Raw genomic sequence first — 23,726 nt, forward strand, 5'->3', positions numbered from 1 at the left:
GCAGGCAGTGCTCAGCACATGGGCCGCACCAACAGGCTTGGCTGCACTGGGCCTGGCGACGGCACGCGGCGCGGCGCGCACGCGAGCCCACACGAAAACCCACACGACGACTGCCCCGATACCGTTTGACGAGCACATAGACAAGCCGCAATGGACCGCCCGCAGATTTCTAAACCGGCGTAGACGCCCCCGCTCCGCCCGCCACCGGAGACATCCACCAACGCGCATCCGTGTTCCGTTCACTCGACCTTGGCAACATCACCCGGCACGCGCACCCAGCCTTCCATCAGCACGCGCGCACTGCGACTCATCAGCGCCTTGGTCACCTGCCACTGCCCGTCCACCAATGTTGCCTCCGCACCGACACGCAAGGTGCCGGACGGATGGCCGAAACGCACTGCCGAGCGCGTCGCGCCACCGGCAGCCAGATTGACCAGGGTGCCGGGCACCGCCGCTGCGGTCCCGATAGCGACGGCGGCAGTGCCCATCATCGCGTGGTGCAACTTGCCCATCGACATCGCACGCACCAGCAGATCGATCTCGCCAGCAAGCACCGGCTTGCCGCTGGAGGCGGTGTAGTCCGCGGGCGGCGCAACGAAGGCGACCTTGGGGGTGTGCTGGCGCGTGGCGGCTTCGTCGATGCTGGCAATCAATCCCATTCGCACAGCGCCATGCGCACGCAGTGTTTCGAACATGGCCAGCGCACGCGGATCGCCATTGATCGCGTCCTGCAATTCGGTGCCGGTGTAACCCAGGTCATGCGCGTTGACAAAAATGGTCGGGATACCGGCATTGATCAGCGTGGCGGCGATCGTGCCCAGGCCAGGAATCTCCAGCTGATCGATCAACTTGCCGGTGGGAAACATCGCACCGCCCTCGCCTTCGGCCGCATCGGCGGGGTCGAGAAATTCCAGTTGCACTTCGGCGGCAGGAAAGGTCACCCCATCCAGCTCAAAGTCGCCGGTTTCCTGCACCTGGCCGTCGCTCATCGGCACATGCGCCACGATGGTCTTACCGATATTGGCCTGCCAGATCCGCACCGTCGCCACACCATCGTGCGGCACCCGCGCCGCATCGACCAGGCCATTGGCAATCGCAAACGGCCCCACCGCCGCCGACAAATTGCCGCAGTTGCCGCTCCAGTCCACGAACGCGCTGTCGATGGACACCTGCCCGAACAGATAGTCCACATCGTGCCCGTCGCGCGCACTGGCAGAGACGATCACGCTCTTGCTGGTACTGGACGTGGCCCCGCCCATGCCATCGATCTGCTTGGCATACGGATCGGGGCTGCCGATCACCCGTAGCAACAACGCATCGCGCGCCGGCCCCGGCTGTTGTGCGGCAACCGGCAGATCCTGCAGACGGAAAAACACGCCCTTGCTGGTGCCACCGCGTAGGTAGGTGGCGGGGATGCGGAGTTGGGGAACAAATGACATGGAGGGTCCTTGAAAGCAACGAAGTAGCGAGACAGGCAGCGCAACGCGGACCAGTATCGCCTTGCATGGCTAGCGCAGCCGAGAGCGTGGCTGACGCCCGATCCGTCTTTCGACGTTTAGAACGGCAGCGAACATTGCGCCTGCTCACCCAAGCCGACAGCAGGACGCAATGGCCATTGCGCGATGGGGGTGTAGCGATACGGCACTCCACCAGATTCGACAAGCAGCAAGGTGTCGCTGTGCCAGACGATCGCCGGAATACGCGCGTCCAGCTTTGTGGGCGCCTTGTAACTGATCGTGATATGCGGGGTATGTCCGCCTCCAGGCGGTAGCTGCTCTGCCTGCAGCGCCATGGCAATTGCCTGCAGCAGCGCGGTGAACTCGGTAGGCACGCCATATGCCCGAAACGCGCAATGCAACGGACCTGCGCCGGAGGTGGTGATGCGATTCAAGCGCAACGTCACTGCGGCGGCATCGACGCGGCTCCCAGCGCGCAGCATGGCCGCGCGCGCATCCACGCCCTCATATCTGTCACTCAGCGATTGATGCCAATTACACACTTCGAAGAGCGTTCCCCCAAGTGCCGTGTCAAAGCCATGAGCAGCAACCGCGCCAGACATCAGGTCAAGCACGTCCGGCGGCGGCTTCAACATAAAAATCAATCGTGGTGTCGAAGACATACCGATGCTTACGCCACCTTGCTCGCTTCCAGAAAATCCTGTGCAAACCGTTGCAACACGCCACCGGCTTCATAGATCGCCACTTCTTCCGCAGTATCCAGACGGCAGGTCACCGGCACCTGCAGCTGCTCGCCGTTGCGGCGATGGATCGATAACGTCAGCGTTGCGCCTGGCGTACGCTCGCCCATCACGTCGAATGTTTCGCTACCGTCGATACCTAGTGTCTTGCGATCGGTGCCCGGCTTGAATTCCAGCGGCAGCACGCCCATGCCGATCAGGTTGGTGCGGTGGATCCGCTCGAAGCCTTCGGCCACGATCGCTTCCACGCCCGCCAGCCTTACGCCCTTGGCCGCCCAGTCGCGCGACGAACCCTGCCCGTAATCGGCGCCGGCGATGATGACCAACGGCTGCTTGCGCGTCATATAGGTTTCGATCGCTTCCCACATGCGCACGACCTGCCCGTCCGGCTCCAGCCGTGCCAGCGAACCGGCGGTGACCTGACCATCGACCACGGCCATTTCGTTGACCAACTTCGGGTTGGCGAAGGTGGCGCGTTGCGCGGTGAGGTGGTCGCCGCGATGGGTGGCGTAAGAATTGAAGTCTTCTTCCGGCACGCCCATCTGCGCCAGGTATTCGCCGGCCGCACTGCTGGCCATGATGGCGTTGGAGGGAGACAGGTGATCGGTGGTGATGTTGTCGCCCAGCACCGCCAGCGCGCGCATGCCATGCAGCGTGCGTACACCGGCCAACGCGCCCTCCCAATACGGCGGACGGCGAATATAGGTGCTGGTCGGGCGCCAGTCATACAGCGGGCTCACGCGCGCGCCCTGCCCCACGCTACGCTTGAACATCGGGTCGTACACGCTGCGGAAATGCTCCGGCTTGACGCTGCGCGCCACCACGGCGTCGATCTCCGCATCGCTCGGCCACAGATCCTTCAGCGTGATCGGCGTGCCATCCGCATCGATGCCAAGCACATCCTTTTCGATATCGAAGCGCACCGTTCCTGCGATGGCATAGGCGATCACCAACGGCGGCGAAGCGAGAAACGCCTGCTTGGCATACGGATGAATGCGCCCATCGAAATTGCGATTGCCCGACAACACCGCCGTCGCATACAGGTCGCGATCGATGATCTCCTGCTGGATCACCGGGTCCAACGCGCCGCTCATGCCATTGCAGGTGGTGCACGCAAACGCCACGATGCCGAAGCCCAGTTGCTCCAGCTCGCTCAGCAAGCCGGCCTCTTCCAGATACAGCTGCACCGCCTTGGAGCCGGGCGCCAGCGAACTTTTCACCCACGGTTTGCGGGTCAGGCCACGCGCATTGGCGTTGCGCGCCAGCAGGCCAGCCGCGATGACGTTGCGTGGATTGGAGGTGTTGGTGCACGAGGTAATCGCCGCGATGATCACCGCACCATCGGGCATCTGCCCTGGCACGTCTTCCCACGCAGCGGCGATGCCACGGGTTGCCAGCTCGGTGGTCGCCACCCGCTTGTGCGGGTTGGATGGGCCGGCCATGTTGCGCACCACGCTCGACAAGTCGAACTGCAGCACGCGCTCGTACTGCGCGGTGACCAGAGCGTCAGCCCACAAGCCGGTATGCCGTGCGTAGGTTTCCACCAGCGCAATCTGTGCATCCTCGCGGCCGGTCAGCCGCAGGTAGTCGATAGTCTGCTGGTCGATGTAGAACATCGCCGCGGTCGCACCGAATTCTGGCGTCATATTGGAGATGGTGGCACGGTCGCCGATGGTCAGCGCGCTGGCGCCGGCACCATAAAACTCCAGATACGCACCGACCACCCGCTGCTGGCGCAGGAATTCGGTCAAGGCCAGCACGATGTCAGTGGCGGTGATGCCCGGCGCCGGCCGGCCCAACAATTCCACGCCGATGATGTCGGGCAACCGCATCCACGACGCACGCCCCAGCATCACGGTCTCCGCTTCCAGCCCGCCCACACCCACGGCGATCACACCCAACGCATCCACGTGCGGGGTATGGCTATCGGTGCCCACGCAGGTATCTGGAAACGCCACGCCATCCAGCGTGTAGATCACCGGCGACATCTTCTCCAGATTGATCTGATGCATGATCCCGTTGCCCGGCGGAATCACTTCCATGTTCTCGAACGCCCGCTTGGTCCATTCGATGAAGTGAAAGCGATCGGCATTGCGGCGATCTTCCACGCTGCGATTCTTCGCAAAGGCCTGCTTGTCGAAACCGGCGTATTCCACTGCCAGCGAGTGATCGACGATCAACTGCACCGGCACCACCGGATTGACCTGCGCCGGGTCGCCGCCCTGCTCAGCGATGGCATCACGCAAGCCGGCCAGATCCACCAGCGCGGTCTGCCCCAGGATGTCGTGGCAGACCACACGCGCCGGAAACCACGGGAAATCCAGATCGCGCTTACGCTCGATCAGCTGGCGCAGGTAGGCCTCCAGCATCTGCGGCTCGGCGCGCCGCACCAGGTTTTCGGCATGCACGCGCGCGGTGTACGGCAGCGTTGCATACGCGCCAGGCTGCAACGCATCCACTGCGGCGCGTGCATCGAAATACTCCAACGAGGTGCCCGGCAAGGGCTTGCGGTAATGGCTGTTCATGGCTGGCGATATCACAAGGCGGGCGAGGTTTCTTGCGGTTGCGGCACTGCTATTACTGTGCGATTGCGGTGTTGCGGTTGCGGTGCTGCTATTGCGTTGCGGTTGCGGTGCCCTTCTCCCGCAAGCGGGAGAAGGTGCCCGAAGGGCGGATGAGGGCCAGCGCCGCCCACACAGTCAGGCGCGCTGATCCAACGGCACGAAGACCTGATCTTCCGGGCCGGTGTAGTTAGCCGACGGGCGAATGATCTTGCCGTCCACGCGCTGCTCGATGATGTGCGCGCTCCAACCGGCCGTGCGTGCCAGCACGAACAGCGGCGTAAACATCGCCGTCGGCACGCCCATCATGTGGTAGCTCACCGCACTGAACCAATCCAGGTTGGGGAACATCTTCTTGATGTCCCACATCACCGTTTCCAGGCGCTCGGCGATGTCGTACATCTTGCGGCTACCCTGCGCATCGGACAGCTCGCGCGCCACGTCCTTGATCACCTTGTTGCGCGGGTCGGACACCGTGTACACCGGGTGGCCGAAGCCGATCACCACTTCCTTGCGCTCCACGCGCGCCTTGATATCGGCTTCCGCTTCATCCGGGGTGTCGTAGCGCTTCTGTATTTCGAAGGCCACTTCGTTGGCGCCGCCGTGCTTGGGTCCGCGCAGCGCGCCGATGCCACCGGCGATGGCGCTGTACATATCGCTGCCGGTGCCGGCGATCACCCGGCATGCAAACGTGGACGCGTTGAACTCGTGCTCGGCATACAGGATCAGGCTGGTGTGCATTGCACGCACCCATGAATCCTTCGGCGCAAACCCGTGCAGCAGATGCAGGAAATGCCCGCCGATCGAATCGTCATCGGTTTCCACTTCGATGCGCTTGCCGTTGTGACTGTAGTGATACCAATACAGCAGCATCGAGCCCAATGACGCCATCAGCTTGTCGGCGATGTCGCGCGCGCCCGGATGGTTATGGTCGTCCTTTTCTGGCTGCAGGCAGCCCAGCACCGAGACGCCGGTGCGCATCACATCCATCGGGTGTGCCGACGGCGGCAGTTGCTCCAGCGCCGCTTTCACTGCGGCCGGCACGCCACGCAACGACCGCAACTTGGCCTTGTAACCGCGCAATTCGCCGCTATTGGGCAGCTTGCCGTGCACCAGCAGGTACGCGATTTCTTCGAACTCGCTGGTGGTTGCCAGATCCAGAATGTCGTAACCGCGATAGTGCAGATCGTTGCCGCTGCGCCCCACGGTGCACAGCGCGGTGTTGCCTGCAGCAGTACCGGACAGGGCAACGGATTTTTTCGGCTTGAAACCGGGAATGGTGGTGTCGTTCATGCGATGAGCTCCCAAGCTGTGGCGTGTTGCGGTGTCACGGAGGAGTGACCAGGTGGACGCAGCAAGCGGCGATCATGCGCCTTTGCGTGCAAACAGTGCATCCAGGCGTTGTTCGTAGTCGTGGTAGCCGATGCGTTCGTACAGTTCTTCGCGCGTCTGCATGGTTTCCAGTACCGCTTGTTGATGGCCATCGCGACGGATCGCGGTATACACATCCTCGGCGGCCTTGTTGGCCGCACGAAATGCCGACAGCGGAAACAACTGGATCGCCACGCCGGCAGCGGCCAGTTGGTCGCGCGTAAACAGCGGCGTCTTGCCGAACTCGGTGATGTTGGCCAGCACAGGCACGCCCACCGCATCGACAAAGCGCTTGTAGGTGTCCAGGTCGTAGGCGGCCTCGGCAAAGATGCCATCGGCGCCCGCTTCCACGCAGGCGATGGCGCGCTCGATCGCCGCGTCCACGCCTTCCATCTGGATGGCATCGGTCCGCGCGATCAAAAAGAACGCCGGGTCGGTCTTGGCATCGGCTGCCGCCTTGACCCGGTCCACCATCTCGCCCTGACTGACAATCTCCTTGCCCGGCCGATGCCCGCAGCGCTTGGCGCCGACCTGGTCTTCGATATGGCAACCGGCCGCGCCCGCCTTGATCAGCGATTTGATGGTGCGCTCGATATTGAACGCGCTCGGCCCGAAGCCGGTGTCCACGTCCACCAGCAGCGGCAACCCGCATACATCGGTAATGCGGCGCACATCGATCAGCACATCTTCCAGCGTATTGATGCCCAGATCCGGCAGCCCCAACGAACCCGCCGCCACGCCGCCGCCCGACAGATAGATGGCCTGATACCCGGCACGCTGGGCCAGCAGCGCATGGTTGGCGTTGATCGCACCGATGACCTGCAGCGGCGACTCGGCGGCCAGCGCCGCGCGGAAGCGGGTACCGGCGGAAGAAATGGGCGAGGACGTCATGGCGATTCCTGGGATGGGATAACGGATAGTTCGCAAACCCTGTGCCAATCGCAAGCACTTGATTCCACTGGGCACCGTCAACGAATCGTTGCGGATATGAAACACGTGGCGCAACATGAAACACCTATGGAACACGCCAACGTCGATGCGTAACCCCTCCCCGGCCGATCCGGCAGACACATCGCCGCCGGTGATCTGGACCGTCAGCGTGTCGCGACTGACCGGCCTGCTTGCCGACGTCATCCCCGAATTCGACCAGCGCGCGCGCATCGAGCAGATCAACCTCGGCTTTGCCGACGCCGTGGACGTCATCGGCCAGCGCCTGCGCCGCGAGCGCTGCGACGTCCTGGTCGCTGGCGGCTCCAATGCCGCCTACCTGCGCAGCCGGCTTGCGCTGCCGCTGGCGCCGATCCAGGCCACCGGCTTCGACCTGATGGAAGCGTTGGCGCGTGCGCGCCGCATCGCACCGCGCATCGGCGTGGTGACCCATGCCAGCGACGTCCCCTCGTTCCACGCCTTCCAGCGCAGCTTCGACCTGGACATCGAACATCGCCGCTTCGTCACTGCCGAAGACGCGCGCGACTGCATTGCCGACCTGCGTGCCGGCGGTATCCAGGTCATCGTGGGTACCGGCATGGCGATCGATTTCGCCGAGCAGGCCGGCCTGCCCGGCGTACTGCTGTACTCGGCAGATTCGGTCCGTCACGCGCTGGAAAACGCCATCGCATTAGGCACTGCTTCCAGCCAGGAACGCCCAGCCGCCCGCAGCAACGCACGACGGACACGCCGCAGCGACGCGCTACTCGGCGACGACACGACAATGGTGCACGTCCGCGAGCTGGTGCAGTTGTATGCGCCGCACGCGGGCACCGTGTTGATCAGCGGCCAGACCGGGACCGGCAAGGAGTTGGTCGCCCGACAACTGCATGCCGGCAGCCGGCGGCGTGGCCGCTTTGTCGCGATCAATTGCGGCGCCATCACCGAATCGCTGCTGGAAGCGGAATTGTTCGGCTACAGCGATGGCGCTTTCACCGGCGCACGTCGCGGCGGCCACACCGGCCTGATCGAAGCCGCGCAGGACGGCACGTTGTTTCTCGACGAAATCGGCGAATTGCCGATGCCGCTACAGACGCGCTTGCTGCGCGTTTTGGAGGAACGCGAAGTGCTACGTGTCGGCGCCACCGTGCCAATTGCGGTGGATGTGCGCGTGGTCGCTGCCAGCCTGCAGGATCTGCATTCCCTGGTCGAACAAGGGCGCTTTCGCCGCGACCTGTTCTATCGCTTGAACGCACTACGCATCGCACTGCCGCCGTTGCACCACCGCCCCGACGACATTGCGATGCTTCTGACGCATTATTTTCAGCAATTGGGCAGCATCGCATCGCCATTGTCGCCCGCAGCGCTACAACGTCTGCAACAGCATGCATGGCCGGGTAATGTGCGCGAACTACGCAACCTGGTCGAACGCTTATGCATTCACTGGAAAGCACAAGCGCACGACCACCTGAGCCTGGAACAACTCCAACGCTGGGCGCCGGAACTGTTCGACGCATACATCAGCGACCCTGCACCACAGGCGCACACCGAGCTTGCAGCATCGCGCCTGCAACTCACCGCTGCAGCGGTGCGCACTGCACTGGAACGCGCCAACGGCAACCGTGCCCTAGCCGCTCAAGCGCTCGGCGTTTCGCGCACTACGTTGTGGCGATGGATGCAGGCACAAGCGATGGCGCCACAGCGTTGAACACTGCACGTTGGCTCGGCTTTCAGCCCGGGTTGGACAGGGGCAACGCCTTACATCAGATGATGCACTACTGCATGCAGCATGCACTACACGCGGCTGAGCGCGACAATCAAAGCGCACGCGTCGATGCGCGATTACTTGATCCGCGTGTACTCGGTATCGCCCGTGCTCAGTCGACCCGTCGCCTCGTCGATCGCATAATTGACCGTACCGCTGCCGCTGGACACCTGCAGCACACCCTTGGTCAGCAGCGCCGGATAATTTCGGGTCCTCACGCCACTACCGAACAGCTCCGGCGTGGTATCGCGAATGATGAAGCTCTCGCCATTGTGCTCGATGCTCAGCACATTCTTCTGCGACTTCACATTGACCCACTTGCCCACGTACTGCTCGCCAACATCGCGCGCGCACCCGGCCAACAACAACATCGCAACCAGCGCACTTCCAAGCAGCGTCTTCATCGCCACTCCATCTCGATCCGGGGCCTTGCAGGATGGCAAGTCCCTGTCGAGCTCGCAAGGCGCCGACCCTAGCGAAAAGTGCTTACGTGCACCGCTTCTCAAAATGCAATGCAGCGCCACTACCAAGTGTGAGACAGCGACCCAGCCACACGGATTCATTCCCGGTGGAATCGATTAACCACAGCGTCCAAGCCATGCAGATGGCGAGTCCTGATCGAACGCGCAAGAAACGCGACATCGCGATGTCTCGCGCCAACGCGAACCACCGCACGGAAAACGCATGCCGCTGAGTGAGTGGCAGTGGCTGCCGAGTGCTGCATAAGAATGAGGACTGCGGCGCTATCGCATCGCCCATCCATGTAGCCGCTACGACACTGCGGCAAAGAAAAAAACCGGCTTCCGCCGGTTTTCATCTGACTCTGAATTCATGGTGGGCGGTACAAGGTTCGAACTTGTGACCCTTGCCGTGTGAAGGCAATGCTCTACCGCTGAGCTAACCGCCCGGTGACGCGAGCCGCACATTATAGGGCAGCTGCAGCAATCGTCAACAGCCGCGTTCGACCCGGCGGATGCCTACTGAAACCACGGCAGTTTGCAGACGCCGGCCTCATCCCGCCAGCCGGCGGCGCTGCCCCTCTCTGCCCGGCACCACGCACGTTAACTGGCTGGACGTAGCGCCAAGCCGATCACTTGCCTGGCTCCTGATGGCTCATTCCCACCTGACAGGCGTCTCACCTACACCGCAGTCAGCGCACTGCGATCAGTGGCAACCCTGCCGGTGTAGTTGTGCGGCGGCCGGCGGCCGGCCGCATGTCCAACAACAACCGCATCACATCGTATGCGTCGGCTTGTCCGAGGTGGTCAGGCCGGCCAGCAGGGTTTCGATCTTGTTGCGCACCGCCTCGCCTTCCGGGCCGTCCGGAAACTGCACGCCGATGCCGGCGGCGCGGTTGCCCTGCGCGCCCGCAGGCGTGGTCCAGATCACCTTGCCGGCCACCGGCAGGCGCTCGCTGGAATCGGGCAGGGTCAGCAGCAGGAAAACTTCGTCACCCAGCATGTAGCGCTTGGGCGTGGGCACGAAGATGCCGCCGCTTTTCACGAACGGCATGTACGCGCTGTAGAGCGCCGGCTTGTCTTTCAACGCCAGCGACAAAATGCCTTGGCGTGCATTCATTGCACTCATCGAGTTCCCCTAGAACGTGCCTGGTGCGCTCCCTCGCGCCAGGCCAGCAGCAATTCCGTCACTGCCAGGTCGGCGCGGACGGTGGTGCGCAGCAAATCGCGTGTGCGATTGGCGGCGTCGAACCAGGTCGCCAGCTTGTGCAACCGCGATGGATCGGTCAAGCCGGCCGAGGCCTGCGCCAACGCCAGGTCGGCGGCATGCCGCAGACGCTGATCGGCTTGGCCGTCGTTGGTCCAGCGCTGCGCAACCTCCACCGCACCGGCGCGGCCGCTGGCGATCTGCTCCAGGTCCTGCGCCACCGCGCGACGCACCGTCAGGCCATCCTCGCGCAACCACTGTGCGGCCAGCCCGGGGTGGCCGCGTGCGGCGTCCAGGGCATCCTGCGCGGCACGCTCGCTGATGCCTTGTGCCAGCAACCAGTCCAGTGCTTCGTGCACGGGCGGCAGCTTGAATTCCAGACGCTGGCAACGGCTGCGGATGGTGGCCGGCAAACGCGCCGGCTGCGCGCTGATCAACCACAGGTAGCGGCCCGGCGAAGGCTCTTCCAGGGTCTTGAGCAAGGCGTTGCAGGCGGCGCGATTGATCGCATCGGCCGGGTCGACGATCACCACCTGGGCGATGCCGTACTGCGGCGTCAGCGACAGCTTTTGCGACACCTCGCGCACCTGCTCGATGACGATCTCGGTACGCAGCTTGTCGCCGGTGCGGTTGGGAATGAACGAGATCAGCTGCAGATCTGGATGGGTGCCGGCGGCGATCAATTGCCGCGTGCGCTGGGCCAGCGCAGGATCCGGCGAGCTGGCCAGCACGTGTTCGGCCAGCGCCAATGCCACGCCGCGCTTGCCCAACCCTTCCGGGCCGCAAATCAGCAGCCCGTGGCCGAGCCGGCCGGCATCCAGCGCTGCCACCGTCTGGTCGAAGGCGCGCTGCTGCCAGGGCGAAAACGCGGCGGTCATGGCGTGGGCTCCGGTTGCGGCATGTTCGGCAGACGGCGGCGCTGCAGGTAACGCGCCACCGCCGCGTTATGGTCGGCCAGGGTGGCCGAAAACGCATGCGCGCCGGTACCGTCGCCAACGGCCACGAAATACAGCGCATCACCGGGTGCCGGGCGCACCGCTGCCAGCAGCGCCTCGCGGCCGGGCATGGCGATCGGCGTGGGGGTCAGGCCGGTGCGGGTATAGGTGTTGTACGGGGTATCGGTGATCAGGTCGCGGCGGCGGATGTTGCCGTCGTAGCTGCTGCCGATGCCGTAGATCACGGTGGGGTCGGTCTGCAGCTTCATGCCCAGCTGCAGGCGACGCAGAAACACCCCGGCGATCAACGGCCGCTCGCTGCCCAGCGCGGTTTCCTTTTCGATAATGGACGCCAGGATCAGCGCCTGCTCTGGCGAGGTCAGCGGCAAGTTGGCGGCGCGCTGCTCCCAGGCCTGCGCCAGCGCTTTGTCCATTGCCGCGTGGGCGCGTTTGAGCACATCCAGATCGCTGTCGCCGCGTTGATACAGATAGGTCTCCGGCAGGAAGCGGCCTTCCGGATGCTGATTGGCAACCCCTACCCGCGCCATCAGCGCGGTGTCATCCAGGTTGCCGATGGTCTGCTGCAATGGCGTGGCGGTGGCCAGCGCGGCGCGCAACTGGCGGAAATTCCAGCCTTCCACGATCGTGAAACGGTATTGGATCACCCGCCCCTGGCGCATGCGACCGAGCAATTCGCGCGGCGACAGGGCCGGCGCCAACGCGTACTCGCCCACCTTGAGTTTGCCGGCCGCATCGACCTGACGCGCCAGCAGTTGCCATTCCAGATCGGTGCCTTGCGCGATGCCGGCCTCGCGCAATTTGCGCAAGGTGGCCCTGAGCGAATCGCCCGGCGCAATCACCACGCTGGGCGCCGTGGCGCTCACCGGCGTCTGCGCGAAGTGCAGGTAATGCCGCCATGCCACCAGCGCGGCAATCGCCAGCAGCGCTGCGAGCAGCAATGCCGTGCCCAGCACGGCCAGACATCCGCGTTTGCCAGTCACCGCCACACCCACCTCGTCATTGCCCTAGCGCCGCGCAGGATACCGCGCGCCGGTGATGTCCCGTTGAAGCGCTCATGTCGGCTCGATCGCACGCAGCACGCCACGCGCCTTGGCGCGGGTCTCGTCCAGCTCGCGTTGCGGGTCCGAGTCCACCACGATGCCGGCGCCGGTGCGGAAGCGCACCTGCGCACCCGCCACCTCCGCGGTGCGGATCAGGATGTTCAGATCCATGTCGCCGTCGCGGTTGAGCCAGCCGAACGCGCCGGTGTAGGCGCCGCGCGCGGTCTGTTCAAGCTCGGCGATGATCTGCATGCAGCGCACCTTCGGGCAGCCGGTAATCGTGCCACCCGGGAACACGGCAGCAATCACCTCGCCCGGCGTGACCCCGGCGCGCAGACGGCCACGCACGTTGCTAACGATGTGATGCACGTGGGCATAGCTTTCCACCGCCATCAGCTCATCCACCTCGACCGTGCCGGGCACGCAGATCCGGCCCAGGTCGTTGCGCTCCAGGTCGATCAGCATGACGTGCTCGGCGCGCTCTTTCGGGTGCCCGACCAGCTCGCGGATGCGCGCCGCATCGTCGTCGCCGGCAAAGCGCGCGCGCGTCCCGGCGATCGGGCGCGTCTGCACCGCATCGCCGTGCACCGACACCAGCCGCTCGGGCGAGGAGCTCACTACCGCGCGCCCGGCCGCCACAAACACGCCGGCGAACGGCGCTGGGTTGGCCGAACGCAACCGGGCGTGCAGCGCCGCCGGATCCACCGCCGCGGCAAAGCGTGCATTCCAGGCGCGCGAGATATTGGCCTGGAACACATCGCCGGCACGCAGGTAATCGAGCACCCGCTGCACCGCATCGGTAAAGCGCTCGGGCACGTCTTCGTCCACCGCAACCGGCCCGACCCAGGCCGGCAACGGCGGCAGCGCAGCGCAGGCGGTTATGTCGTCGTCGATGCGATTTAGCAGATCCTCGCGCCCCGGTTCGGCCAGCGCGATGCAGCGCCCGTCCACGCGATCGCGCAACACCGCCGCCGGCGCACGCAAGGCGAGCGCGCTCGGCAGGCGGTCGGTCCGCGCAGGCAGCTGCAGGATCGGCTCGACCTGCGCGGCCAATTCGTAGTCCAGCAATACCGCCCAGCCGCCACGAAACGGCAATGCACTGGTCGCATCGCGCGGCAGCCGTTCGGCGTGCCAGGCGGCATCCAGCGCGTCCAAAAAATTGCATTCGAGCGCTTGACCATCGCCATCGCGCGTCACGCCATCCGGATCCAGCCGCAGGCTGGCACCATCTGCCAGCAACAGCACATCCCAGCGCCCATGCTCGGTACCGGAGGCAGTGGATTCCAGCAACGCCGGATACCGCTGCGGCGCCAACCGATGCAGCGCCAGCAAATCGATGTCCGCGTGCAGTGATCGGGTGAGCGTCATCGGTCCGGGGTGGCGTGATATGCAAAAGCGCGCCGCCTTCCAAAAGGCAGCGCGCGATATGCGTGGATCAGGATTAGGTCAAGCCAACACTGTTGGCCTGGCCGCACGGACGCAGTGCGCGCGGCGGCCAAGGACTGTTGCGTGACGCGCCGTGCGAGCGCGCAGACGCGCCGACTCAGACGCGCTTGAACACCAGTGTGCCGTTGGTGCCGCCAAAGCCGAAGCCGTTGGACATCACCGCATCCACCTGGACTTCGCGCGCCACGTTCGGCACGTAATCCAGGTCGCAGCCTTCGCTGGGTTCTTCCAGATTGATGGTCGGCGGGATGATGCCGGTATGCAGCGCCATCACCGAGAAGATCGCTTCCACACCGCCGGCCGCGCCGAGCAGGTGGCCGGTCATCGACTTGGTCGAGCTGACCATGGTCTTGTAGGCGTGGTCGCCCAGCGCGCGCTTCATCGCCAGCGTTTCGGCCAGATCGCCCAGCGGCGTGGAGGTGCCGTGCGCGTTGAGGTAACCGATCTGCTCGGGGTTGAGCTTGGCATCGCGCATCGCGGCCACCATGCTGCGCGCCGCGCCTTCGCCGTCTTCGCTGGGGGCGGTCATGTGGAACGCGTCCGAGCTGGCGCCGAAGCCAACCAGCTCGGCATAGATGCGCGCGCCACGCGCCTTGGCGTGTTCGTACTCTTCCAGTACCAGCACGCCGGCGCCGTCGCCCAGCACGAAGCCGTCGCGCTGCTTGTCCCAGGGACGCGATGCAGCGGTGGGGTCGTCGTTACGGGTGGACATCGCCTTCATCGCGCAGAACCCGCCCACCGAACTCGGCGAGGACCCGCGCTCGGCACCGCCGGCCAGCATCACGTCGGCATCGCCGTACTGGATCATGCGCATCGCCGTGCCAATTGAGTGATTGGACGTAGCGCACGCCGATACGGCCGAGAACGTCGGGCCCTTCAGGCCTTTGATCAGGCTGACCTGGCCCGGCAACATGTTGATGATGGTGCTGGGCACATAGAACGGCGAAATCTTGCGCGCGCCGCCCTCATGAAATTTGATGGTCTGCTCTTCAATACCGAGCAGCCCGCCGATGCCGGAGCCGAGAATGGCGCCAACGCGTTCGGCATTGCTTTCGTCGATGACCAGGCCGGAATCGTCCAGCGCCATGAACGAGGCGCCGACACCGTAGTGGATGAACGAATCCATCTTTTTGACGTCCTTGGCGGACACAAAAAGCGTGGGGTCGAAATTCTTGATTTCGCCGGCGATCTTAGTGGTGAACTGCGACGCATCGATCTGCGTGATCGGGCCAATGCCTGAGCGCCCGTGGATGATCCCATCCCAGCTGCTGGCCAGATCATTGCCCAGCGGCGACACCATGCCCATGCCGGTAACGACAACACGACGACTCATTGCAGATCTCCTCACCACGGAACGGACGGTGCTTGCGGTTTGCGGGTGACGCTTGAAAAACACAGGGCCGCATCAGCGGCCCCATGGAATGTCTGACGCAGCAGCGGCGTAATGCACGCCACCGCAGTCAGGAACAACGCATCAGCTCTTGACGTGAGCCTTGACGTAGTCGATCGCCTGCTGGACCGACGTGATCTTCTCGGCCTCTTCGTCCGGGATCTCGCACTCGAACTCTTCTTCCAGCGCCATCACCAGCTCGACGGTGTCCAGCGAGTCGGCACCCAGGTCATCGACGAACGATGCGCTGGTGGTGACTTCCTCTTCCTTGACGCCGAGTTGTTCGACGACGATTTTCTTGACGCGTTCTTCGATGGTGCTCATTGGGGATATCGCTCCAGCTGGAGTAGTGGTGGTACGAAAAAAACGCCATCGCCGCTGCGATGGCCGCGTTGGATAGTGTAGTGGAAGCGCCCGAGCCTTGCATTGCATCACAAGTCCCGGCCGATCAGCCACTTAGCGCCTCCCGGCGGCGCACGCTCACGGCATGTACATGCCACCGTTGACGTGCAGGGTCTCGCCGGTGATATAGCGGGCGGTCGGGCCGGCCAGGAACGCCACCGCGTTGGCGATGTCCTCCGGCGCACCCAGGTGACCGAGCGCGATCTGCTGCAGCAAGGCGGCCTTGGCCTCCTCCGGCAACGCCTTGGTCATGTCGGTATCGATGAAACCGGGCGCCACCACATTCACGGTAATCCCGCGCGAACCGATTTCCTTGGCCAGCGACTTGGAGAACGCGATGATGCCGGCCTTGGCCGCGGCGTAGTTAGTCTGCCCCGGATTGCCGGTCACACCGACCACCGAGGCGATATTGATGATGCGGCCCTTGCGCGCCTTCATCATGCCGCGCATCACCGCCTTGGAGGTGCGGAACACGCTGGTCAGATTGGTGTCGATGATGGCTTGCCAGTCGTCGTCCTTCATCCGCATCAACAGGTTGTCGCGGGTGATGCCGGCGTTGTTGACCAGAATCGAGATGGCGCCGAATTCCTTGCCGATCGCCTCGATCAGACCATCGACCGCCGCCCCATCGGTGACGTTGAGTTCGCGACCGTGGCCGCCATTGGCCGCCAGCCGCTCGCCGATGGCCGTGGCGCCGGAGGCCGAGGTGGCGGTACCGATCACGGTGGCGCCCTGGGCGGCCAAGGTGTCGGCAATGGCCGCGCCGATGCCGCGACTGGCGCCGGTGACGAGGGCGATTTCGCCCTGCAGAGGCTTGCTCATGACTACTGTTCCTCGAAGGGGGACGCTGCGATCAGTGCCGCAAGCGTCGAGGGATGCCGGTAGCACCGGCATGTGCGTCGGATCAGTGCACCCACGCGTCGAGCGCGCCGGCGTAATCGGCTGGCGTGGCCAGCGGGCGGGCGTCCAGGCTCTTGTCGATGCGCTTGATCAGCCCGCTCAACACCTTGCCCGGGCCGCATTCGGCGATCTTGGTGATGCCCTGGGCCGCCAGCGCCTGCACGCAGCCGGTCCACTGCACCGGCAGGTAGAGCTGCTCGACCAAGGCCTGGCGAATCGCCGCGCTGCCCTCGTGCACGCGCGCATCGACGTTCTGCACCACTGGAATCTGCGGAGCGTGCCAGGCCAACCCGGCCATCGCTTCGCCGAGTTGATTGGCCGCATCGCGCATCAACGGAGTGTGCGACGGCACGCTCACCGCCAGCTTGACCGCCTTGCGCACGCCGCGCTCGGCCAGCAAGGCCAGCGCACGATCCACCGCCGCCGCATCGCCGCCGATCACGATCTGCCCGGGCGAATTGAAGTTGGCCGGCACCACCACCTGGCTGCCTGCCGCCTCGGCGCAGACTTCCAGCACCAGGGCGTCTTCGGCACCCAACACGGCGGCCATCGCACCGACACCGGCCGGCGCTGCGGCCTGCATGAACTGCCCGCGTAAACGCACCAGATGCGCGCCGTCATGCAGCGACAAGGCACCAGAGGCCACCAGCGCGGTGTATTCGCCCAGGCTGTGCCCAGCCAACACAGCCGGGCGCGCGCCACGCTGCGCAGTCCACAGCCGCCACACCGCCACGCCCGCCGCCAGCAGCGCCGGCTGGGTGTACTCGGTGCGGTTGAGCATTTCTTCCGGGCCGCCCTGGGACAGCGCCCAGAGGTCGACACCAGCACCCTCCGAGGCTTCGGCAAACGTTTCGCGAATCTGCGGATGCAATTCGGACAGTTCGGCCAGCATCCCCAAAGACTGCGACCCCTGACCGGGGAAAACGAAGGCGAGAGTGGATTCAGTCACGCGCGGCTGCCAGCAAAAATCGAGCCGGGATGATACGTGCGAAATCGCTCTAGCGTCTGTACTGCCGCGTATGCAGCCCGGCCTGCGACAACACTTGGCCGGGCAGGAACAACCCCCGCCGCAGGCCGAGATGGCCATCGGTAAACCGGTCCAGGCAGACCGGCTAATACCAGCGCCAGAGCGAATGCACTGCTCAAGTCGGACCCTGCATTGAGTGCAGCAGGGGGCTGGCAGAGTGCCCCCACGATGGTCGCGCGTGGGCGCATCGGCATCGCAAGGCTGCCTCAAAACAAGCGAGCGTTGTCGCTGAGGATCAGCGCAGTTTGGTTACAGCCAAGCCAACTCGCGGACTATTGACTGGATACGCATGCACCTCGCCGATTCGCCGCACATGCAGGACCGCGCGCGGAATTGCCGCCACGGCGCGACCCAGGGCGCACGGCACCCAAGCCACAGCAGCATACGAAGAGATGAAGAGACCGAGCCAGACCGGCCGATTGCAGCGGCATACGCTTACGCCGGAGCACGGTCCAGCGATCACAGCGCGTTTGGCGTCGGTTCTGCAGGACGCATCGCCCTGACAGCGTCAGACCCTGTCCACCGAGGTGGCAGGGTCTGCGGAACTCAGTAGCGCAGCAGCGCCGAGCCCCAGGTAAATCCACCACCGAACGCTTCCAGCAGCAGCAATTGGCCACGCTGCACGCGACCCGAGCGGACCGCTTCGTCCAGCGCCAGCGGCACCGAGGCCGACGAGGTGTTGCCGTGGCGATCCACGGTGACAACCACCTGCTCCATCGGCAGATCCAGCCGCTTGGCGGTGGCTTCGATGATGCGCAGATTGGCCTGATGCGGGATCAGCCAATCCAGGTCGTGCTTGTCGTAGCCGTTAGCCGCCAGGGTCTCATCGACCACCGAATCCAGCGCCTTGACCGCATATTTGAAGACGTCGTTGCCCTTCATCAGCAACGTACCGCCACCATTCTTGCCTTCGCCGAAACCAACCGATACGCCCACCGGGTCCCACAGCAGCTCTTTCTTGCTGCCGTCGGCATGCAGATGGGTGCTGAGGATGCCGGTCTCTTCGTCGGCCTTGAGGATCACCGCGCCGGCACCGTCGCCGAACAGCACGCAAGTGGTGCGGTCGGTCCAGTCGACGATACGGGTCAGCGTTTCCGCACCTACCACCAGCACGGTCTTTGCATCGCCGCTGCGCACGAACTTGTCGGCCACGCTGAGCGCGTAGACAAAGCCCGAGCAGGCAGCATTGACGTCCATCGCTCCGCAACCGACGTTGCCCAACCGCGCCTGCAGCAGGCAGGCAGTGGACGGGAAGATAAGATCGGGCGTGGTGGTACCGATGACGATCAGATCGATCTCGTCGGCGGTGACGCCGGCCGCTTCCATCGCCTTCAGCGAGGCGAAATACGCCAGATCGCTGGTGGTCTGGTCGTCGGCGACGATGTGACGCTCACGGATACCAGTGCGCGAGAAGATCCATTCATCGCTGGTGTCGACGATCTTGGACATATCGTCGTTGGTCAACACCTTTTCGGGCAAATAGCTACCCGTGCCCGCGATTCTGGAATAGATCCGCTTGCTCATGCTGTTTCCTGATGCAAGAGCCGCGGTGATTGGCGGCTCCGGAAGTATCGAGGGTCACCCGCCAACAAAACTGCGGCGGGCGCCACGGATCAATCTTCTTGGACGGCCGACGACTTGGTCGTGATCACCTTCTTTCCGCGGTAATAACCGTCAGCGGTGATGTGGTGGCGCAGATGGATCTCGCCGCTGGTCGGATCGGTCGACAGCTGCTTGGCGGTGAGGGCATCGTGCGAACGACGCTGGCCGCGACGCGACGGGGTGACACGGGATTTCTGCACAGCCATGGGATTGCTCCAACTTTAGTTCGATAACTTGTCTGTTGAGTCGAACAGCACGCTCTACGCCCGCGTCGACCTGTCTTTCCGCCCTTAACAGCGGCGGTTACTGTTTCTTCAACGCTGCCAGCGCCGCGAACGGACTGGCCTTGTCTTGCTCTTCCTGGCTCGGCACCCACTCTGCTTCGACGGCCTCGCTGCCCGGCGCCATCGGCACCACTGGCACCGACAGCACCAGTTCGTCTTCCACCAGATCCACCACCCGCAGCATGCCGTCATCGGGCACCAGCAAGGCTTCGTAATCGAGTGGCAACGCGGACTCTTCGTCTTCGTTGCGGATCAGGCCAAGACGCTGCCTGATCTGCACCGGATACAGAAAACGCTGCAAGGTGCGCTGGCAGGCCAACGGCAGCTCGACATCGATGCTGAGTTCGACATAGGCGACCTTGAGCAGATCGTCCTGATCGAACTGAAGCGAATAAACACATTCGCCATCGGTATCGACCAGACTCCCCTGCAAGCGGGTCATCGCAGATAGCGGGATGCGGCCATCGAAGCGCCTGCGCGCTGCGACCATCCGCCAAGCATCCAGCATTTCGGGTACGTTCGCGGACATAAGCCGCAGAATGTTAAAGACCCGCAGTAGCCATGTCAAATGCACCCATTCACATGTGCTGCGCGGCGTGCGGGCTGGCAGACTCCCCTGCCCCTCCTTTTCGGCGCTCATGATGCCACGCCTGATCCTTGCCTCCACCTCCGTCTACCGGCGCGAGCTGCTCGGCCGCCTGCAACTGGACTTCACCACCGCCCGCCCAGAGGTCGATGAGCAGGCGCTGCCGGGCGAGGCGCCGAGCGCGCTGGCCAGCCGCCTGGCTGCCGAAAAGGCCGCCGCAGTGGCCGCGCATGCGCCCGACGCCTGGGTCATCGGCTCGGACCAGGTCGCCGATCTGGACGGGCGCGCCCTGGGCAAACCGGGAACCCTGGACCAGGCACGCGCGCAGCTAGGCGCCATATCCGGGCGCGTGGTGCGCTTCCACACCGCCGTCAGCCTGATCGGCCCTGATCACCACCTGCACGCGCTGGATGTCACCGAGGTACAGCTGCGCCCGCTGACACCGGTGGAGATCGAACGCTACCTGGCCGCCGAGCCCGCACTGGATTGCGCCGGCAGCTTCAAATGCGAAGGTCTGGGCATCAGCCTGTTCGATGCGATTCGCTCGGAAGACTCCACCGCGCTGGTCGGCCTGCCGCTGATCGCGCTGGCGCGGCTGTTGCGGCAAGCGGGGTTTGCGATTCCGTGAGGCCCGATTCGACTGCGGCAACGCTGCTCAAGCGCATCGATCGAAAGTCGGCCGTGACAGTACAGACCTCCAGCCACGATGGTGCGGAAGCGGCCACTGAAGTCGCGCATGACCGTACACAGCTGCCCGGCCGCACAACGCCTGGCCGCTTGCGCTACTGCGGGCGAGCGAGCTCGCAGAACTGATAGGGGTATTGGGCTTGTCCGACATGCGAGGACAAGGTGCGGCAACGTGACGGATCCAGGGACAGCCCATACGCAGCCAGGCGCTGCTGCGCGGACTCGCGCACCGCACGATCTGCAGCGGCGATATCCAGCGCCTTGCCCTTGGGCACCTGCAGCACGCAGCGCCCTGGCGACACTTCCAGCTCCGCACGCAGACCGCGCGCGATCAACCAGCGCAATCGCGTGCACCGAGGCTGGATGTCCCAGCCAATCTGCTGCGCCCAGCCGTTCATGCGATCGATCCGCAATTGCTGCTTGTCGCGTGTCGCACCCAACATTGCATACAGCTGCGACCGCTCGGCGATCAAGGACCTGACCTGCGCGCGGTACTGATCGGTCTCGGAGAGATTGGTCGCAACACCGATATAGCGCGCCTGCTGCGGCAACAGCGGCACACGCCAGGACTGCGGCTCGTCGCCGACCAGCAGCACCGTGGATGCCGCAGGATCGGCAAGCGCCGGTTGCTCGACCTGGAAACTGTCGCGCGCCCATGCCTCATGCCCCCAGTCTTTCCATCCGACCACAGCAACCAGCGCACACACACCGATCAACCACCAAGCCTTGCGATCTGCATTCACCGCGAAAGCGCGCCGGCACACGACCCACAGCACCAATGGCGCAAGCAACTCCAGTACCAGCAGGTAGCGATGGATGCTGAAGACCGCTTGCCACAGCGCGTAGGCAATGCCGAAAAACACCAGCAGCACAACCGCTGCGCGATCGCGATTGGTCGCGGGTAGGGAGCGACGCAGCACGAGGCGTCCTGCTGCCATCAGCGTCACCGCATACAACACCGCCCACCCCGCCTGCACCAGGCCGAGATCGCCGATGCGTTGCGGTTTGAGTGTAAACAGCAGCGGCCAGATCAGATGTTCGCCAATGCTGCGCGGCAACCAGCGGACATCGGCAATCGACACCGGCTGAGCCAGCGGCGACTTGAACACGCCGTTGAATTGCGGAAACAGCGGATTGCCCAGATGTTGCCAGACCTGCCAGTACCAGGACCCGGCCGCGAGCAGCAAGGCGAGCAAGGCGACACCAGCAAGCACGCCCAACCCCAGAACCCGCGAGCGCATGCGTCCACCGTCGCAAAGCACCGCTGGCGCCAGGGCCAGCGCGTACAGCGCATTGGTGAGCTTGAGCGCGATTGCCAGACCGATCAGTGCGCCGGCGATGACCCATAACCACGTGACACGTCGGTCCTGCCGCGCATTGGCCTGCGCCAACAGCACGACCGCCAACGACGCCAGCACCGGGATCGCGCTGACGGTATCGCCCATGGTGTTGCCCAGTTCGGACAGGAACACCGCACTGCACATGCCGGCCAGCGCGAAGAGCGGCGTCCACTGCGCGCGTCGCGATTCATTGGACAGGACACGCCACGCCACCGCTGCCACCGGGATGAACACCACGGCATGCAGCGCGCCCAATAACGCCCCGACCAACGGCCCGGGCAGATGCAACATCAACCAGGCATGCAGGCTATCGAGCAGCGGACTGAAGTAGCTCTGCATCTGCGCCGGCGCCAGATCCACGCCCAGACGGTTGTGGGTCCACGCATCACCGATGTACAGGTGGTAATTGCGCAAATCCCAATTGGCATCCTGGCCAAGACCGACCGAAAGCAGCGCACCGAGCAACAGCACGGCCATCACTGCAGTGATGACCTGGCGCTGCGAATGAAAGCCGAAACAGCCATCCGCCCAGCGCAACACACGCTGCCGACGCGTCGCCCACTTCGACATGCTCACCGATGTCATCAGCGCACTTCCTTGCCATGCGAGGCGGCCACACGACTACCTACGGCCGGCTCGGCGAGATACGCCAGATGTTTGGCTTCAACGCGTCCACGCGTGACCGTATCCAGGATCAGCCCGCAGGCCAGCAACAGAAAGCCAAGCAGCATCAGCGCCACGCACAGGATCGCGGTCGGAAAGCGCGGCACCAAACCGGTTTGCAGATAGGTCTCGAACAACGGGATCGCCAGCACGACCGACAGCGCAGCACTGAGCGCAAAACCGATCGAGAAAAACAACAACGGCCGCTCGGCCTTGAATAGTTTTGCAATCGTGGTGAGGATGCGCCAGCCGTCGCGCCAGGTATTCAACTTGCTTTGCGACCCTTCCGGGCGCACGCCATAGGCCGTTTCGACCTCGGCCACCGGCATGCGCAACTGCAAGGCATGCACGGCCAGCTCGGTTTCGGTTTCGAATCCCTGCGCATGCGCCGCAAAGGATTTGACGTAGCGCCGCGAAAACACCCGGTACCCGGACAACATGTCGTCGAAACTGCGCCCGAACAGCAACCCCGCGCAGCGCGTCAGCAGGACATTGCCGAGCCGGTGCCCTGGCCTATACGCGGCCTGCTGTTGATCACGTCGCGCGCCGACCACCATATCCAGCCGTTCGTCGATGAGCTTGCGCACCAGCGCCGGTGCGGCAGCCGCGTCGTAAGTCGCATCGCCATCCACCAGCACATAGATATCGGCTTCGACATCGGCAAATCCGCGTCGCACCACATTGCCCTTGCCTTGCAGCGCAACGCGGCACACCTGCGCGCCCGCCGCGGCGGCGTTGGACGCGGTGGCGTCGCTGGAATTGTTGTCCAGCACATGGATCACCGCCCCCGGCAATGCCGCGGCGAAATCGCCGACCACGTCGGCAACGGTTGCAGCCTCGTTATGGCACGGCACCAGCACAGCGATTCGAAACCCGGACAAATGTGCGGGATGGACAACGGGCAAGGCGTCAGTCAT

21 protein-coding genes and 1 tRNA gene are annotated in these 23,726 nt (G+C 64.4%); 2 read left to right on the plus strand and 20 right to left on the minus strand.

Annotated elements, in window-relative coordinates:
- Window positions 1-239 precede the first annotated feature (239 nt).
- The 5 genes from prpF to prpB form a co-directional block, all read right to left on the minus strand.
- The gene (gene prpF / locus VC212_RS07360) at window positions 240-1,439 is read right to left on the minus strand and encodes a 2-methylaconitate cis-trans isomerase PrpF (RefSeq protein WP_323515345.1); all 1,200 of its coding nucleotides are present in this window, start codon (window positions 1,437-1,439) and stop codon (window positions 240-242) included.
- 116 nt (window positions 1,440-1,555) lie between these two features.
- Entirely contained in the window at window positions 1,556-1,939 is a 384-nt protein-coding gene (locus VC212_RS07365; RefSeq protein ID WP_323525946.1) for a hypothetical protein, read from the minus strand.
- Between the two features lie 188 nt (window positions 1,940-2,127).
- Window positions 2,128-4,722 (minus strand): Fe/S-dependent 2-methylisocitrate dehydratase AcnD, encoded by a 2,595-nt coding sequence (gene acnD / locus VC212_RS07370; protein WP_323515347.1) that lies wholly within the window; start codon window positions 4,720-4,722, stop codon window positions 2,128-2,130.
- 174 nt (window positions 4,723-4,896) lie between these two features.
- Entirely contained in the window at window positions 4,897-6,051 is a 1,155-nt protein-coding gene (gene prpC / locus VC212_RS07375) for a 2-methylcitrate synthase (RefSeq protein WP_055845804.1), read from the minus strand.
- Between the two features lie 72 nt (window positions 6,052-6,123).
- Window positions 6,124-7,020, minus strand: a complete 897-nt coding sequence (gene prpB, locus VC212_RS07380) for a methylisocitrate lyase (protein ID WP_055846320.1) — start codon at window positions 7,018-7,020, stop codon at window positions 6,124-6,126.
- 145 nt (window positions 7,021-7,165) lie between these two features.
- Here prpB and prpR point away from each other — a divergent pair, with 145 nt between their 5' ends.
- Window positions 7,166-8,764: a propionate catabolism operon regulatory protein PrpR gene (prpR, locus tag VC212_RS07385; protein WP_323515376.1), complete on the plus strand. Its 1,599-nt coding sequence runs from the start codon at window positions 7,166-7,168 to the stop codon at window positions 8,762-8,764.
- Between the two features lie 134 nt (window positions 8,765-8,898).
- Here the strand turns inward: prpR and VC212_RS07390 are convergent, their stop codons facing one another.
- From VC212_RS07390 to VC212_RS07450, 13 genes are all read right to left on the minus strand, one after another.
- A complete protein-coding gene (locus VC212_RS07390; protein WP_104617099.1) occupies window positions 8,899-9,225 on the minus strand; it encodes a hypothetical protein in 327 nt (108 codons plus the stop codon).
- Between the two features lie 428 nt (window positions 9,226-9,653).
- A tRNA-Val gene (locus VC212_RS07395) sits at window positions 9,654-9,728 on the minus strand.
- A 326-nt stretch (window positions 9,729-10,054) separates the two neighbouring features.
- Complete coding sequence (locus VC212_RS07400; RefSeq protein WP_115553206.1) at window positions 10,055-10,408, minus strand: PilZ domain-containing protein; 354 nt, start codon at window positions 10,406-10,408, stop codon at window positions 10,055-10,057.
- The gene (locus VC212_RS07405; RefSeq protein WP_323515349.1) at window positions 10,405-11,364 is read right to left on the minus strand and encodes a DNA polymerase III subunit delta'; all 960 of its coding nucleotides are present in this window, start codon (window positions 11,362-11,364) and stop codon (window positions 10,405-10,407) included. Before VC212_RS07405 ends, VC212_RS07400 begins: the two co-directional genes overlap by 4 nt.
- Entirely contained in the window at window positions 11,361-12,434 is a 1,074-nt protein-coding gene (gene mltG, locus VC212_RS07410; protein ID WP_323515351.1) for an endolytic transglycosylase MltG, read from the minus strand. The genes VC212_RS07405 and mltG overlap by 4 nt, the downstream gene beginning before the upstream one ends.
- A gap of 60 nt (window positions 12,435-12,494) precedes the next feature.
- Complete coding sequence (locus VC212_RS07415) at window positions 12,495-13,850, minus strand: aminodeoxychorismate synthase component I (RefSeq protein ID WP_323515352.1); 1,356 nt, start codon at window positions 13,848-13,850, stop codon at window positions 12,495-12,497.
- Between the two features lie 175 nt (window positions 13,851-14,025).
- A complete protein-coding gene (fabF, locus tag VC212_RS07420) occupies window positions 14,026-15,261 on the minus strand; it encodes a beta-ketoacyl-ACP synthase II (protein ID WP_055845825.1) in 1,236 nt (411 codons plus the stop codon).
- A 141-nt stretch (window positions 15,262-15,402) separates the two neighbouring features.
- A complete protein-coding gene (acpP, locus tag VC212_RS07425) occupies window positions 15,403-15,642 on the minus strand; it encodes an acyl carrier protein (protein ID WP_002814322.1) in 240 nt (79 codons plus the stop codon).
- 156 nt (window positions 15,643-15,798) lie between these two features.
- A complete protein-coding gene (gene fabG / locus VC212_RS07430) occupies window positions 15,799-16,542 on the minus strand; it encodes a 3-oxoacyl-ACP reductase FabG (RefSeq protein WP_323515354.1) in 744 nt (247 codons plus the stop codon).
- Window positions 16,543-16,624: 82 nt separating this feature from the next.
- Window positions 16,625-17,569, minus strand: coding sequence for an ACP S-malonyltransferase (gene fabD, locus VC212_RS07435; protein WP_115512333.1), 945 nt, complete (start codon window positions 17,567-17,569; stop codon window positions 16,625-16,627).
- A 624-nt stretch (window positions 17,570-18,193) separates the two neighbouring features.
- Window positions 18,194-19,171: a beta-ketoacyl-ACP synthase III gene (locus tag VC212_RS07440; RefSeq protein WP_055845834.1), complete on the minus strand. Its 978-nt coding sequence runs from the start codon at window positions 19,169-19,171 to the stop codon at window positions 18,194-18,196.
- Window positions 19,172-19,260: 89 nt separating this feature from the next.
- On the minus strand, window positions 19,261-19,455 hold the full coding sequence (gene rpmF, locus VC212_RS07445) for a 50S ribosomal protein L32 (RefSeq protein ID WP_010368401.1): 195 nt from the start codon (window positions 19,453-19,455) through the stop codon (window positions 19,261-19,263).
- A 97-nt stretch (window positions 19,456-19,552) separates the two neighbouring features.
- Entirely contained in the window at window positions 19,553-20,062 is a 510-nt protein-coding gene (locus VC212_RS07450; protein WP_323515355.1) for a YceD family protein, read from the minus strand.
- A 109-nt stretch (window positions 20,063-20,171) separates the two neighbouring features.
- Between VC212_RS07450 and VC212_RS07455 the strand changes: the two genes are divergently transcribed.
- The gene (locus VC212_RS07455) at window positions 20,172-20,747 is read left to right on the plus strand and encodes a Maf family nucleotide pyrophosphatase (protein ID WP_323515357.1); all 576 of its coding nucleotides are present in this window, start codon (window positions 20,172-20,174) and stop codon (window positions 20,745-20,747) included.
- Between the two features lie 154 nt (window positions 20,748-20,901).
- Here the strand turns inward: VC212_RS07455 and VC212_RS07460 are convergent, their stop codons facing one another.
- Window positions 20,902-22,731, minus strand: a complete 1,830-nt coding sequence (locus VC212_RS07460; RefSeq protein ID WP_323515358.1) for a hypothetical protein — start codon at window positions 22,729-22,731, stop codon at window positions 20,902-20,904.
- The gene (locus tag VC212_RS07465; protein WP_323515359.1) at window positions 22,731-23,726 is read right to left on the minus strand and encodes a glycosyltransferase; all 996 of its coding nucleotides are present in this window, start codon (window positions 23,724-23,726) and stop codon (window positions 22,731-22,733) included. The genes VC212_RS07460 and VC212_RS07465 overlap by 1 nt, the downstream gene beginning before the upstream one ends.

This window comes from Xanthomonas sp. WHRI 8932A (assembly GCF_035012785.1).
GTDB lineage: Bacteria > Pseudomonadota > Gammaproteobacteria > Xanthomonadales > Xanthomonadaceae > Xanthomonas.

Bases quoted from the DNA above. Each gene is read 5' to 3' on its own strand.
- prpF (WP_323515345.1), bottom strand. From the start codon at position 1,439: ATGTCATTTGTTCCCCAACTCCGCATCCCCGCCACCTACCTACGCGGT.
- VC212_RS07365 (WP_323525946.1), bottom strand. From the start codon at position 1,939: ATGCTGCGCGCTGGGAGCCGCGTCGATGCCGCCGCAGTGACGTTGCGC.
- acnD (WP_323515347.1), bottom strand. From the start codon at position 4,722: ATGAACAGCCATTACCGCAAGCCCTTGCCGGGCACCTCGTTGGAGTAT.
- prpC (WP_055845804.1), bottom strand. From the start codon at position 6,051: ATGAACGACACCACCATTCCCGGTTTCAAGCCGAAAAAATCCGTTGCC.
- prpB (WP_055846320.1), bottom strand. From the start codon at position 7,020: ATGACGTCCTCGCCCATTTCTTCCGCCGGTACCCGCTTCCGCGCGGCG.
- prpR (WP_323515376.1), top strand. From the start codon at position 7,166: ATGCGTAACCCCTCCCCGGCCGATCCGGCAGACACATCGCCGCCGGTG.
- VC212_RS07390 (WP_104617099.1), bottom strand. From the start codon at position 9,225: ATGAAGACGCTGCTTGGAAGTGCGCTGGTTGCGATGTTGTTGTTGGCC.
- VC212_RS07400 (WP_115553206.1), bottom strand. From the start codon at position 10,408: ATGAGTGCAATGAATGCACGCCAAGGCATTTTGTCGCTGGCGTTGAAA.
- VC212_RS07405 (WP_323515349.1), bottom strand. From the start codon at position 11,364: ATGACCGCCGCGTTTTCGCCCTGGCAGCAGCGCGCCTTCGACCAGACG.
- VC212_RS07415 (WP_323515352.1), bottom strand. From the start codon at position 13,850: ATGACGCTCACCCGATCACTGCACGCGGACATCGATTTGCTGGCGCTG.
- fabF (WP_055845825.1), bottom strand. From the start codon at position 15,261: ATGAGTCGTCGTGTTGTCGTTACCGGCATGGGCATGGTGTCGCCGCTG.
- acpP (WP_002814322.1), bottom strand. From the start codon at position 15,642: ATGAGCACCATCGAAGAACGCGTCAAGAAAATCGTCGTCGAACAACTC.
- fabG (WP_323515354.1), bottom strand. From the start codon at position 16,542: ATGAGCAAGCCTCTGCAGGGCGAAATCGCCCTCGTCACCGGCGCCAGT.
- VC212_RS07440 (WP_055845834.1), bottom strand. From the start codon at position 19,171: ATGAGCAAGCGGATCTATTCCAGAATCGCGGGCACGGGTAGCTATTTG.
- rpmF (WP_010368401.1), bottom strand. From the start codon at position 19,455: ATGGCTGTGCAGAAATCCCGTGTCACCCCGTCGCGTCGCGGCCAGCGT.
- VC212_RS07450 (WP_323515355.1), bottom strand. From the start codon at position 20,062: ATGTCCGCGAACGTACCCGAAATGCTGGATGCTTGGCGGATGGTCGCA.
- VC212_RS07455 (WP_323515357.1), top strand. From the start codon at position 20,172: ATGATGCCACGCCTGATCCTTGCCTCCACCTCCGTCTACCGGCGCGAG.
- VC212_RS07460 (WP_323515358.1), bottom strand. From the start codon at position 22,731: ATGACATCGGTGAGCATGTCGAAGTGGGCGACGCGTCGGCAGCGTGTG.
- VC212_RS07465 (WP_323515359.1), bottom strand. From the start codon at position 23,726: ATGACTGACGCCTTGCCCGTTGTCCATCCCGCACATTTGTCCGGGTTT.